Source organism: Micromonospora lutea (assembly GCF_016863535.1).
In the GTDB taxonomy this organism is placed as follows: Bacteria; Actinomycetota; Actinomycetes; order Mycobacteriales; family Micromonosporaceae; genus Micromonospora; species Micromonospora lutea.
Genome location: NZ_BOPB01000001.1, coordinates 231300 through 244049 on the forward strand (window position 1 = coordinate 231300; position 12750 = coordinate 244049).

The 12750-nt window shown below is 69.7% G+C and carries 11 protein-coding genes; 6 read left to right on the forward strand and 5 right to left on the reverse strand.

Annotated elements, in window-relative coordinates:
- Positions 1 to 3: 3 nt before the first annotated feature.
- Positions 4 to 1035, reverse strand: a complete 1032-nt coding sequence (gene glpX / locus Vlu01_RS01105) for a class II fructose-bisphosphatase (protein ID WP_203991221.1) — start codon at positions 1033 to 1035, stop codon at positions 4 to 6.
- Between the two features lie 145 nt (positions 1036 to 1180).
- Between glpX and Vlu01_RS01110 the strand changes: the two genes are divergently transcribed.
- The 3 genes from Vlu01_RS01110 (at position 1181) to Vlu01_RS01120 (ending at position 3807) form a co-directional block, all read left to right on the forward strand.
- Positions 1181 to 1846: a DUF4245 domain-containing protein gene (locus Vlu01_RS01110; protein ID WP_203991224.1), complete on the forward strand. Its 666-nt coding sequence runs from the start codon at positions 1181 to 1183 to the stop codon at positions 1844 to 1846.
- 152 nt (positions 1847 to 1998) lie between these two features.
- Entirely contained in the window at positions 1999 to 2802 is an 804-nt protein-coding gene (locus tag Vlu01_RS01115) for a hypothetical protein (protein ID WP_239095617.1), read from the forward strand.
- Between the two features lie 174 nt (positions 2803 to 2976).
- Positions 2977 to 3807: a LamG domain-containing protein gene (locus tag Vlu01_RS01120; protein ID WP_203991227.1), complete on the forward strand. Its 831-nt coding sequence runs from the start codon at positions 2977 to 2979 to the stop codon at positions 3805 to 3807.
- 103 nt (positions 3808 to 3910) lie between these two features.
- Here the strand turns inward: Vlu01_RS01120 and Vlu01_RS01125 are convergent, their stop codons facing one another.
- On the reverse strand, positions 3911 to 4132 hold the full coding sequence (locus tag Vlu01_RS01125) for an exodeoxyribonuclease VII small subunit (RefSeq protein ID WP_203991229.1): 222 nt from the start codon (positions 4130 to 4132) through the stop codon (positions 3911 to 3913).
- Between the two features lie 62 nt (positions 4133 to 4194).
- The gene (xseA, locus tag Vlu01_RS01130) at positions 4195 to 5421 is read right to left on the reverse strand and encodes an exodeoxyribonuclease VII large subunit (RefSeq protein ID WP_203991232.1); all 1227 of its coding nucleotides are present in this window, start codon (positions 5419 to 5421) and stop codon (positions 4195 to 4197) included.
- Positions 5422 to 5615: 194 nt separating this feature from the next.
- Here xseA and Vlu01_RS01135 point away from each other — a divergent pair, with 194 nt between their 5' ends.
- The 3 genes from Vlu01_RS01135 (at position 5616) to Vlu01_RS01145 (ending at position 8014) form a co-directional block, all read left to right on the forward strand.
- Positions 5616 to 6605 (forward strand): 4-hydroxy-3-methylbut-2-enyl diphosphate reductase, encoded by a 990-nt coding sequence (locus Vlu01_RS01135; RefSeq protein ID WP_203991235.1) that lies wholly within the window; start codon positions 5616 to 5618, stop codon positions 6603 to 6605.
- A 56-nt stretch (positions 6606 to 6661) separates the two neighbouring features.
- Complete coding sequence (locus Vlu01_RS01140; protein WP_203991238.1) at positions 6662 to 7108, forward strand: hypothetical protein; 447 nt, start codon at positions 6662 to 6664, stop codon at positions 7106 to 7108.
- Between the two features lie 66 nt (positions 7109 to 7174).
- Positions 7175 to 8014 (forward strand): hypothetical protein, encoded by an 840-nt coding sequence (locus Vlu01_RS01145; RefSeq protein ID WP_203991241.1) that lies wholly within the window; start codon positions 7175 to 7177, stop codon positions 8012 to 8014.
- 90 nt (positions 8015 to 8104) lie between these two features.
- Here Vlu01_RS01145 and Vlu01_RS01150 read toward each other — a convergent pair whose 3' ends face one another.
- Together Vlu01_RS01150 and Vlu01_RS01155 are read right to left on the reverse strand one after the other, a co-directional pair.
- Complete coding sequence (locus tag Vlu01_RS01150; RefSeq protein WP_203991258.1) at positions 8105 to 11365, reverse strand: S8 family serine peptidase; 3261 nt, start codon at positions 11363 to 11365, stop codon at positions 8105 to 8107.
- A gap of 163 nt (positions 11366 to 11528) precedes the next feature.
- Positions 11529 to 12698, reverse strand: coding sequence for a DNA recombination protein RmuC (locus Vlu01_RS01155; RefSeq protein WP_203991261.1), 1170 nt, complete (start codon positions 12696 to 12698; stop codon positions 11529 to 11531).
- Between the last annotated feature and the right edge of the window lie 52 nt (positions 12699 to 12750).

The window sequence follows — 12750 nt, forward strand, 5'->3', positions numbered from 1 at the left end:
TGTTCAAGCCTGTTCGTCCAGGGGTCGGCCGTCGAAGTCCACCGCCGAGTAGAGCGCGAGCTTCTCCAAGCGGTGGTACGAGTCGATCACCCTGATGGTGCCGCTCTTGGAGCGCATCACGATCGACTGGGTGTACGCCCCGCCGGCCCGGTACCGCACTCCGCGCAGCAGGTCGCCGGAGGTGATGCCGGTGGCCACGAAGAAGCAGTTGTCGCCGGTGACCAGGTCGTCGGTGGTGAGGACCCGGTCCAGGTCGTGGCCGGCGCCGATCGCCTTCTCGCGCTCGGCGTCGTCGCGTGGCCAGAGCTTGGCCTGCATCATGCCGCCCATGCACTTGAGAGCGCAGGCGGCAGTGATCCCCTCCGGGGTGCCGCCGATGCCCATCAGCACGTCGACGTCCGACTCACCACGTGCGGCGGCGATCGCACCGGCGATGTCGCCGTCGGAGATGAAGCGGATGCCGGCTCCGACGCGACGGATCTCGTCGACCAGGCCGTCGTGCCGGGACCGGTCGAGCACGCAGACGGTGACCTCGGAGACGCTGGTGCCCTTGGCTCTGGCGATGCGGCGCAGGTTCTCGACCGTGCCGGCCTCGATGTCCACCACGTCCGCGTAGGCCGGGCCGACGGCGAGCTTCTCCATGTAGAAGACCGCGCTCGGGTCGAACATGGCACCCCGTTCGGCCACCGCCAGCACCGCGAGGGCGTTCGGCATCCCCTTGCTCATCAGGGTGGTGCCGTCGATCGGGTCGACCGCGACGTCCACCTCGGGACCTTCGCCGTCGCCGACTTCCTCACCGTTGAAGAGCATCGGGGCGTTGTCCTTCTCGCCCTCGCCGATCACCACAACGCCCTTCATCGGGATCGAGTTGATCAGCTTACGCATGGCGTCGACGGCGGCACCGTCGCCGCCCTCCTTGTCGCCTCGACCGACCCACCGGCCAGCGGCCATCGCTGCCGCCTCGGTGACCCTCACCAGATCGAGGGCGAGGTTACGGTCGAGATTCTGTGGAATTCGCGTCCGGGTGGTGGTCATGTGGAACGGCTCCTCCTCGCGGCGTTGCGGGGCGGGCCGGCGCTGCCGGCTTCGTTGCTGATCCTCACACGATGGCGGACGCGCGGGTGGGTCGGGGCGATGATGGGGCGGATACCGCCGGTCGGGCGGCTGCCAGAATGGCTGGGTGGAAACTGCACAGCCTGCCGACCGCGCACCCGCCGACAAGCCCGTGCCACCGTCCGCCGCCGCTGACGGGCCCGTGCCGCCGCCGGCAGCCGCTGACGGGCCCGTGCCGCCGCCGGCAGCCGCCGATGGGCCCGTGCCGCCGCCCGCAGCCGCCGTGAAATCCGACCGGTCGCCTCGGGACATGGCGATCTCGCTGCTGGTGCTGTTGATCCCGATCGCCCTGCTCCTCGCCTTCTACCGGGGTTTTCTCGGCGGCGACGAGCCGAACGCGATCGACCCGACGCCCGCCTTCGAACAGGCGAAGTCGGCAGGGGCCTTTCCGGTGAGCGAGCCCGCCGACCTGAGCGACGGGTGGCGGGCCGTACGCGCGACCTACCGGACGGCGGAGGACGGGGCGATCCTGCGGGTGGGATATGTCACTCCGGAGGGGCGGGGCCTGCAGTTGGTGCAGAGCAACGTGCCGTCGGAGCGGCTGCTGCCGGCCGAGCTGACCGCCGAGGGGCGGCCGCAGGGGCAGACCGATCTCGGCGCCGGCACCTGGCAGCGGTACACGGCACGGGGCAACGAGCAGGCATTGGTGCTGCTCCAGCCGGAGCGGACGGTGATCGTCGTCGGCGACGCCCGGGACAACGAGTTGCGGGCCCTCGCCACCGCCGTGGACTGAACCTCCTCGATCCGTCGCGGGGTCGCGCCGCCGTCAGCGCGGGCCGACAGTGGGTGCCCCCTGTCTGTCGGTACTTTCCGCTACGCTCCCCGGGTTCGATGCCTCGCCGGTCCCGATCGGCCAGGCTTTACCAGCTCGAAGAGAGACAATCTGTGAAGATTCGACGGTGGAGCGTGGGCCTCATCGCCGCCACGCTGCTCGTTCCCGGCCTCACCGCCTGCAACAACTCCAGCGGGGAGTCGTCCTCGACGGCCTCCTCGTCCGGGTCGGGCACGCCGGCCGACCCGAAGGCGGCCCTGGTCGCCTCCACCGAGGGGTTGGCCGAGGGCAACTTCAAGTTCAGCATCGAGGCCGACTCGATGACGGGCAAGGGCACGGTCCACAAGCCGAGCAAGAGCGCCCAGATGACGATGACCATGGGTGACGAGGACTTCACCATGGACTTCGATCTCATCCAGATCCAGCCGGACACCTGGGTGAAGGTCGACATGGGCGACCTGTTGGCCGGCATCCCCGGGATGGAGGCGTTCAAGGACAAGTACCAGCACCTCGACGCCACCAAGGCCAAGGACGCCAAGAACCTGGACATCTTCAGGGAGGGCACCGACCCGGTCGACGCCGCAGGCATGTTCAAGGGCCTCGCCGAGGTGGAGAAGACCGGCGAGGGCACCTACCGTGGCACCTTCGACCTGACCGCGGTGGAGGATTCGGTCGCCGCCGACAAGGACATGCTCAAGGAGCTGGGCGACCAGGCCAAGTCGATCCCCTTCACCGCGAAGCTCGACGCCGAGGGCCGGTTGAGTGAGCTGGTCATGTCCATCCCGGCGGCGGGTGAGACGAAGGCGCAGGACATCACGATCACCTACAGTGACTACGGTTCGGCGACTCCGGCGCAGAAGCCCCCGGCGGACCAGGTCATCGAGGCGAACGAGCAGACCTACGAGATGTTCAAGTAGGTCGTACGGCAGCACTGACGGGGGTGGGCTCAGCCCACCCCCGTTCCGTGTTCCGGTGGCCCGACCCGCGAGATGCGGCGGAGCTCCGGTGATTGCCCGAGCGGACGACAGGGAACAGAACAGGGGAGAGCCTCCGGGGCGAGAACGCACCGGATGACCCGCTGGGAGACACCGATGACCGTTCGACGACTGAGCGCCGGCCTCGTGGCCGTCGCCATCTTCACGCCCGGAGTCGCCGCCTGCACCACCACCGGTGACGCTGGGCCGACCCCCACACCGTCCGTCACCACCAGCGGTAGCGCAGCCGCGGTCGACACCGAGGCGAAGCAGGCGCTGCTGGACTCGACCCGGGAGATCAGCAACGGCAACTTCAGGTTCAGCATGTCCGGTGCCGGCTCGGTGGCGGAGGGGCAGGTGCACCAGCCGAGCCAGAGCGCGGAGATTCGGCTGCGCCTCGGCGAGCCGACCGACGACCTGGCGATCAGCCTCGATCTCGTCCACGCGAAGCCGGACAGCTGGGTGAAGCTGGACCTCAAGGGTCAGGCGGCCACCAGTGTGCCCGGGGTGGACCGACTCAACCTCGGCAAGTACCACCACCTCGACCAGAACCGCATCCGGGGTGACCGCACCCTCGGCTTCGACTTCGATCAGGTCGATCCGGCCGGCAGTAAGGCGTTGACCGAGGCTGTCACCGACGTCCGCCGTACCGGTGACGGCGCGTACACCGGCACCCTCGACCTGTCGAAGGCAGCCGACGCGGGATCGCTCGACCCGAACCTGATCACCACTCTCGGCGCGGAGGCGAACTCCGTACCGTTCACCGCGTCGACCGATGCTCAGGGACGGCTCACGGAACTGGTCATCCGACTGCCCGAGGCAGGTCACGCCGCTGGGCAGGAGATCAAGGTGACGTACTCCGACTACGGCAACGCGACCGAGGCGACCAAGCCCTCGGCTGACCAGGTCGTTGAGGCTCCGCCGGAGCTGTACAACCTGTTCGACTGAATCCCTGGCGCGGCGACACGCGGCCGGACTTCGGCACGCATCGCTCGTCATGAACCGTACGCGTTCGCGGCGGGAGCCAACCGGCTCCCGCCGCGCCTGCGCGTCAGGCCGCCGGTTCGGGACGGGCGGCGTCGATGCGGGCACGGGCGCCATCGAGCCAGCGCTGGCAGATGACCGCCAGCGCTTCGCCGCGTTCCCACAGCGCCAGCGACTCCTCCAGCGACGTGCCGCCGGCCTCCAGCCGCTCCACCACCGACGCGAGTTCGGCGCGGGCCTGCTCGTAGCTGAGCCGTTCGTCCGGCCCGCTGGTCTTCTCGTCAGTCATCGCACCCATCTCAGCACAACCACCCGACACCCCGGATGACCGCACCACCGTCACAACCCCGGTCAACGGTCGACCGTGGCGGCCAACTCGCCGTCAGCGAGGCGTACCCGCAGCGGGTCGCCGGGAGCCACGTCGGTGGCCGCGCGTACGACATAACCGTCGCCGCGTTGCACGATGGCGTAGCCACGGTCGAGGGTGGCGGCCGGAGAGAGGGCGCGCAGCCGAGCCAGGGTGTGCCGGAGGTCGTCGCCGGCAGCGGCGAGTCGGTGATCCAGGCAGCGGCCGGCGCGCTGGCGCAGGGCGGCCACCTCGGCAGCCCGGTGCTCGATCATCACCTGCGGGCGGGCCAGCACCGGACGGGACCGTAGCGCGTCGATGCGGTGGGACTCCCGATCGACGAGGTTGTGTACGGCCCGATGCAGCCGATACCGGGCCTGCTTGATCAGGCGTACCTCCTCGGCCAGGTCGGGCACCACCCGTTTCGCCGCGTCGGTGGGGGTCGACGCGCGGACGTCGGCCACGTAGTCGACAAGTGGCGCGTCCGTTTCGTGGCCGATCGCGCTGATCACCGGTGTACGACACACGAAGACGGCTCGGCACAGCGCCTCGTCGGAGAAGGGGAGCAGATCCTCGATGCCACCGCCACCCCGGGCCAGGATGATCACGTCGATGCTCGGGTCCGCGTCCAGCACCTTGAGCGCGTCCACGATCTGGGGGACGGCGCTCGGGCCCTGCACGGCCACGTTCACCGTCCGGAACTCCACGGCCGGCCAGCGCCGGCGGGCATTGGTCAGCACGTCGCGTTCGGCAGCGCTGGCCCGACCGGTGATGAGCCCGATGCGCTGCGGCAGAAACGGTGGACGACGCTTTCGGGCCCGGTCGAACAACCCCTCGGCGGCCAGCAGCTTCTTGAGCTTCTCCAGCCGAGCGAGCAGTTCACCGAGGCCGACCTGGCGGATCTCGTCCGCGCGCAGGCTCAGCGTGCCCCGGGCGGCGTAGAACTCGGGCTTGGCGTGCAGCACCACCCGGGCACCCTCGCGCAGCTCAGGCGCACCGGAGTCGAGTACGTCGCGGTTGGTGGTGACCGTCAGGCTCAGGTCGGCGGACGGGTCACGCAGCGTCAGGAACACGGTGCTGGCACCGGGCCGTCGACTGATCTGCGCCACCTGCCCGTCGACCCACACCCACCCGAGCCGGGCCACCCATGCACCGATCTTCTGACTGACCACGCGTACCGGCCACGGCTCCTCGGAGCTGCTCTTCCCACCCGCACCCTCACCCGCACCCACCCCACCACCCTACGATCCGCCCCACCGTTGGCGTTGATCATGAGGTTATTGCGCTCCCGCCGGCGTGTCGCGGGGAACAACCTCATGATCGACGGGGCGGGGGACGGGGAGGGGCGGGGGACGGGGAGGGGGAGGGGGCGGGGGGTGGGGGCTTGGGCGCTGCCGGGGGTGGGATCGGCACGTACGATGGGCGGGTGACTGAGGTTGAGGTGACGTCCCGGACCGGCAAGCGCGTGCTCCTGGCCAAGCCCCGCGGCTACTGCGCGGGCGTGGACCGGGCGGTGCAGACCGTCGAGGAGGCGCTCAAGCTCTACGGTGCGCCCATCTACGTCCGCAAGCAGATCGTGCACAACAAGCACGTGGTGCAGACGCTGGAGGCCCAGGGCGCGATCTTCGTGGAGGAGAACGAGGAGGTGCCGGAGGGCGCCACGGTGATCTTCTCCGCGCACGGCGTGGCGCCCGAGGTCTACGAGCAGGCGAAGCAGCGGTCGCTCAAGGCGATCGACGCCACCTGTCCGCTGGTGACGAAGGTGCACCACGAGGCGAAGCGGTTCGCCGCCGAGGACTACGACATCCTGCTCATCGGTCACGAGGGGCACGAAGAGGTCATCGGCACCTCCGGGGAGGCGCCGGAGCACATCCAGCTGGTGGACGGTCCGGAGGACGCCGACCGGATCACCGTGCGGGACCCGAACAAGGTCGTCTGGCTGTCACAGACGACGCTGTCGGTGGACGAGACGATGGAGACCGTGGCCCGGCTCAAGAAGCGGCTGCCGATGCTCCAGTCGCCGCCCAGTGACGACATCTGCTACGCCACCAGCAACCGGCAGTATGTGATCAAGGAGATCGCGCCGGAATGCGACGTGGTGATCGTCGTCGGCTCACGCAACTCGTCCAACTCCATACGCCTGGTCGAGGTGGCCCTCGACGGCGGTGCCCGCGCCGGGCACCTGGTCGACTTCGCCCACGAGATCGAGGACGCCTGGCTGGCCGACGCGCGGACGGTGGGGCTGACCTCGGGTGCCAGCGTGCCGGAGGAGCTGGTGCAGGAGGTGCTGGCACACCTCGCCGAGCGCGGCTTCACCGACGTGGAGGAAGTGGTGACCGCGAACGAGCGGCTCACCTTCTCGCTGCCGCAGGAACTCAAGCGCGACATGAAGGCCGCTGCGGCGGCCCGCGACTGAGCACGCCGGGCCGGCCCGATGGAACTGTTCACCGCCCCGGTGCGTCAGAGCCTGACATGAGGACCCTTCGGATCGCCGCCACCGCGCTGATCATCTGCACGGCGCTCGCCGCCTGCGGCGGCCAGGACGCGGGGGAGGGCACCACCACCCCCACCCCGACGGGAGCATCACCCGTGACCGAGTTGCCGACCCCGGACCCGAGCCTGTCCGCACCCTCGCCCTCCGATCCGGCGGACCCGACGGCACCCACCACCCGACCGACGGTCCGGCCGAGCGCCCCTTCGAAGCCGTCGACGACCGGCGAGATCACCCTGACCGGTCGGATCGAGTCCGGCGTCGAGCCCGGCTGCCTGCTGCTCGATGGTTACCTGCTGCTCGGCGGCCCCCGCGACGTACTCACCGCAGGCACGTCGGTGACGGTGACCGGGCGACCCGACCCGACCATGATGTCCACCTGCCAGCAGGGCACCCCGTTCGTGGTGAGCTCCGCCAAGCGCGGTTGAACGAGGCTCCGAGGGCCCCTCACCGCCCGGACGACGGTGTGGATCAGTTGATGGCAGGATGCCCCGGTGCGGTACCGACCGATCCTTCCCACGGCGGCCGGGGCCCTCGCCGCCGTGCACGTCGTCGGCATCCTCACCGGTGTTCCCCTGCTGCGTCAGGCCGAGGTGGCCGCGTTGCTGCTGCTGGTGGTGTACGCCCTGACCGCCCGGCCGCGCTCCCGGCCCTGGGTGGTACCGCTGGCGCTGACCGTGCTTGTCGTCGACGCGTTCGCCACCATGCCGCCCGCCGGCACCGGTCGTCTGCAGGTCCTCCGGTCCGGTCCGGCTGACCTGACCCTGGGGTTCCTCACCGGCCTTCGCATGAGCTGGGCGGCGCTGGCCTTCGTGCTGGTGCTGCTGGTCGCCATGCGGTGGCGGGAAGCCCGCCCGAACCGGCTGGTCCTCACCGGCGCGACACTGGCGGCGGCACTGGTGGCCGGGTACGCGGTCCTCCGGCTGGTCGAGGTCCACCTCGCGGTACGGGAAGCGCAGCGGGTACACCCCGGGTACGGCGGTCCGACCGGTGTGGAGGTGACCGCCGCAGTGCTGGCGCCCCTCGTCGTCGCCTTCGGCACGATCGTCCTGGCCGTACTGCTGGCCGGTTGCCGCCGCCGGCTCGCCGCCAGCGGTGCCGCCCTGCTGGCACTTGTCGCTCTGTCGCAGCTTGACGCGGCCCTGGCTCCGCTCCCGCTGCCGTCGTACGTGGACCGTGGCGCCCTGTTCACCAGCGCGTTCCATGCCAACACGAGTGTGCCCGCGCCCGGACCGGCGGTCGCCGCCGCCATCGAGCTGGCCGCGTACCTGCTGCTCGTCGTGGGTTTGTGTGCCCACCAGCGTCCATCGCCCGGAACGGGCCGAGCTGGATAGCAGCCATCTCACCGATGATCCCGGGCGGTAGACGGACGGAAGCCCGTCTCCGAAGGATCGGAGACGGGCTTCCTGGTGGTGCGGGTGGTGTCAGTTCACCGCGCCGACCGAGACCGCGCCGCGGCCGACGACCGCGCCTTCGGTGGTCACCACGGACAGCTCACCGAAGAGCGACCGACCCGCGGACGGGGCGGACTGGGCGGTCACCGTGCCCGAGATGGTGCCGGTGGCGCCGTGCGCGAGGGTGAGGGTGCCGCCCGACGCCGCGAGGGTGCCGAGCGCCGGGGAGGAGAACGAGTCCCGGTAGTCGTACTCGGTGCTGCCACCGGCACCGTCGACCGAGTACGCCTCGACGACCACGGTGTAGGTGCCCGCCGGCGGGTTGGCGATGGTCACGAACTCCTCGGAGTCGCCGTCGGCGTTGTAGGCCACCAGGGCACCGCCCCGGTAGACGAACAGGTCGAGGTCGGCACCGGCGTTCGAGGTGTTGCCGATGCGGGCGGTGAAGCTGGTGGCCCCCGCCGGCACGTCGACGGTGAACTCCTGCTCCGCGTACTCCGCGATGGTCGCCCGCTCGGCGTGCGAGCTGGCCAGCGGACCACCCTGGCCGGTCACCGTGACCGGGCCGAAGGTGTTCGTCAGCGACCAGGTGACCGGGGTCGGGGTGCCGGCGGTGACCGACGGCAGTTCGACCACGGCCGGCTCGACGGCGACGCCCTGAACCCGTGCCTGGAGCTGGTACGGGTTGTTCAGCGACGGCGAGGTCCGCCGGGACTCGACCTCGATCTCCCAGACACCCGGCATTGGGTTCTGGTAGTCACGCTCGAAGGCGTTGCAGGCGCTGGCGAAGTTGGTGTAGCAGGTCAGGCTGGAGGTGCTCTCCACCGGCACACCCCACGGGTTGAACGCGATGAAGCGGGTCTGCGACCCGGTGGCGATGCCGGAGAGGTTCACCTGCAGCGCACCGGCACCCGGCGGCACCGTCACGAAGTACGACGTGGTGCTGTTCCGGTCCACCGAGCCCCGTGCCGAGTAGGCGAAGTTGGGCTTGCTGACGTCGTTCGAGGCCACCACCACGGCGGAGAACTCGAAGTCGATCGTGTTGGTGGCCGGGTCGTCGACGGTCACGATCGTGCTGTGTGCGCCCGCGCTCTTGGGCTTGGCGTTGATCGTGATGGTGACGGTCCGGTTCAGCGGCAGCGTGACGTTCTTCGGCGCCGAGAAGGTGCCGTTGTTGCCGCGCAGCTCGACCTTGTGCTTGACGTTGCCGGTCGGGCCGCTGGTCCGGGTCAGCTGGACCTGGTACGACTTCGACTGGTTGATCTTGTGGCCGCCGTCGGCGGAGCCGCAGCGGTTGTAGATGCCGGTGCCACGGTTCGGGGTGGCCAGCATGCCGGAGAGCACCGTGCAGACCGGTGCGTCGGCGGTGTACGAGCGGGTCTGCACACCCTTCTTGAGCAGCTTCCAGGCACCCGGCACGTCGAACATGCCGTAGCCCTGCCCGTAGGTCGGGGTGTCGGCGATCGGCTTGGCCGAGGTGTAGATCGCCCGGCGCAGCATCTCCGGGGTGATGCCCTTGTCGGTCGCCTTGGCGGCCGAGAGCAGCAGCGCGGCGGCACCGGCAGCCTGCGGGGAGGCCATCGACGTGCCGTTGAACATGCCATAGCCCGGCGGCAGTGAGTAACCGGCCTCGGCGACCGGGCTGCCGGCCTGCCAGACCGGGGTGGTGGAGATGGCCGAGCCCGGCGCGGCGATGTTCGGCTTGGCGCCACCGTCCTCACGCGGGCCGCGCGAGGAGAAGTTGAACAGGGCGTTCTTCTTCTTGACCACCGAGCCGTAGTTGGCCAGCCAGGTGTCCTTGCTGACGCTGGCGGCGACGCTGACCACGTTCGTCGACGCCGACGGGTCGCCGATGGTGTTCACGCCCGGGCCGGAGTTGCCGGCCGAGATGAACATCTGCACCCCGTAGGTGGTGATCAGGTTGTTGTAGAGGGTGGCGCGGGCGTTGTTGCCGTCGTTGAGCGCCGGCAGGCCACCGATCGACATGTTGATCACGTCGACCCCGCGGTTGATCACCAGATCGGCCATGCCGGTGGTGAGTGCGGCGGCCGTGCAGCCACCGCCCCAGGAACAGGCACGGGAGGAAACGATCTTGGCGCCGGGGGCCGCTCCGTCGAACGCGCTGTTGCCGAGCATGTCGTTGGCGGCGGTGATGCCGGCGACGTGCGTGCCGTGCGCGCTCTCGATGATGCCGATGTTGACGTAGTCGACCAGACCGGGACCGCCCAGCGGGGTGGTGTCCACGTTCTTGCGGTACTCGACGACGAACGACATCCGCTCCTGGGCCGGCGTCGCCGGGTTGTCGGTGCCGAAGTAACCGACGTCGAACTTCTCCTTGTACGGCCGCATCACGGCCTCGTCGGTGAAGTCGCCGTCCTGGTCGGTGTCGACCCAGACGTTGTTGGTGGCCGGGTCGAACAGGATGCCGAACTGGTCGGTGTTGTCGCCGTCGCGGTTGACGTCACCGGCCGGGTCGCTGTTGTTCGTGATGTTCTCGTTGAACAGGTTGAACCGGTAGGTGCCGGCCGGCGCGGTCCAGGTGCGACCGGCCAGGGTGAACGTCGGCCCGGTCACCTGGTTGATCATCGGCCGCCAGGTTGCGTCCTCGAACGGGTCGGTGGCGGTCACCCAGTCGACGATCTTGCGCTCGCCGGTGGTGGTCTTCTGCAGCGCAGGGTGTTCCAGGTCCACACCGGAGTCCATGATGCCGATGGTGACGCCGCGGCCGTCCCACTTCTTGTTCTGCTTGACGAACTTGACCGCACCGGTCTCGTTCGTCGGCATGTACGGGTTGTCGGCGGGTGTCTTGGCCCCGGGACCAGCGAGCGTGCTGCCCTGCTTGCCGGCCTTCCTGCCGTCCGGCGCGACGTCCGGCGTCGGGTCGGGGAGCTTGATCTCCTCGTCCAGGTCGATCGCGGCGACACCGGGCAGCTTGGCGGCCTTGACCGCCTTGCTGGTCGGCACCTTCGCGAGCACGTATCCGATGGTGTCGTAGCGTTCGGTGACGGCAGCGCCGAGGTCCTTGAGGTCGTCGGCGACGTCCTTCGCCTTGCCCTTGTCGGTGGCGACGATCATCGTGACGGTGGGGGCGTTCTTCGCCTCCGCCTCGGCAAGCAGCTTGGCGTCATGCTGGCTCAACGCCTCGGCGGGGGTGGCCTGCGCGGCGTCGGGTCCGGCAGGAGCGGCGCTCGCGGTGGCGGCACCGCCCGCCACGGTCACGGCGCTGGCCGCCATCACCGAGGCGAAGAGCGCGGCCGAGGTACGCCGGCTCAGGTTTCGGGGTCTACTCACGTTCTCTTTCCTCCAGAGAACTCAGGCGCCCTCAGATGCAGGGCACGCGTGAGCGAAATCCTTCGTGGTGCCGACCATCGATGTCACTACCGGCAGGTACGTTGTGACCATCTCGTGATACGCGAGACGCACATTGTCACATCGAAGATGGTAGAGGTCGATTTCACTCAGACCGAGTTCGACCATCCGAACTGGATTCTGGAAGGAGTTCCGGCGCCTGCGGCTGCCGAGGTGCCAACTCCACCTGCCCCGGCGTGGGCAGTTCCTGATCCGATACGCCCAGCTCGGCCAGTTTGCGGGCGCTGACCAGCACCCGGGCCTCCAACGAGCCCACCGCCCGGTTGTAGGCGGTGACCGCGCCGCCGAGCGAGGCACCCAGCTTGCCGACGTGGTCACCGAGCGTCGACAACCGTCCGTACAGTTCCCGCGCCAGCGTGTGCACGGCCATCGCGTTGCGGGCCAGCTGTTCCGACCGCCACGACCAGGCGACCGTACGCAGCAGCGCGACCAGAGTGGCCGGGGTGGCCAGCACCACGTTGCGGGCGAACGCATGCTCCAACAGCGTCGGATCACGTTGCAGGGCGACGTCCAGGAACGGGTCGGCCGGCACGAAGAGCACCACGAACTCCGGAGTGGACTCGAACGCGGCCCAGTACGACTTCGCGGCCAACGCGTCGACGTGCGCCCGGAGATGCTTCGCGTGCAGGTCCAGGTGGGTGTCCCGGCCCCGCTCGTCGCGCGCCTCCATCGCGGTGAGGTACGCGTCGAACGGCGCCTTGGCGTCCACCACCACGCTCCGACCGCCATGCAGGCGGACCACCAGGTCGGGGCGTACCGTCTGCTGGTCGGTGGCGGCGGTGACCTGCTCGGCGAAGTCGCAGTGCTCCAGCATGCCGGCGGCCTCGACGATGCGGCGCAACTGGTGCTCGCCCCACCGGCCGCGTACCTGTGGCGCGCGCAGCGCTGCCACCAGCTGTTTGGTCTCCGTGCGCAGCTCGCCGGAGACCACACTCATCGAGCGGACCTGCTCGCGCAGTTCGGCGTACGCGTCGACCCGCTCCCGTTCGAGGTCGGCGACCCGCTGCTCGTAGCGCCGCAACGTGTCGTGCAGCGGGGCCACCGCCCGGGCCACCGCCTCCTGCGACTGGGCCGTCGCCTCGTAACTCAACGCCCGCATCGACTGCTCCAGCCGCCCCTCACCCTCACGGGTGGCGCGCAGGGTGGCGTCCAGCCGGGCGATCTCGGCCATCGAGCGGGCCCGAGCGGCGAACCAGCCGACCGCGCCACCGGCACCGAGACAGACGACGACAACCGCGAGGGTCGAGAACTCCATTCGATGAGCTTGCCAAAGATGAGCCACCGGCACCTCGACGGATGCCCACGCC

Bases quoted from the DNA above. Each gene is read 5' to 3' on its own strand.
- Vlu01_RS01120 (WP_203991227.1), top strand. From the start codon at position 2,977: ATGACCGTTCGACGACTGAGCGCCGGCCTCGTGGCCGTCGCCATCTTC.
- Vlu01_RS01155 (WP_203991261.1), bottom strand. From the start codon at position 12,698: ATGGAGTTCTCGACCCTCGCGGTTGTCGTCGTCTGTCTCGGTGCCGGT.
- Vlu01_RS01125 (WP_203991229.1), bottom strand. From the start codon at position 4,132: ATGACTGACGAGAAGACCAGCGGGCCGGACGAACGGCTCAGCTACGAG.
- Vlu01_RS01140 (WP_203991238.1), top strand. From the start codon at position 6,662: ATGAGGACCCTTCGGATCGCCGCCACCGCGCTGATCATCTGCACGGCG.
- glpX (WP_203991221.1), bottom strand. From the start codon at position 1,035: ATGACCACCACCCGGACGCGAATTCCACAGAATCTCGACCGTAACCTC.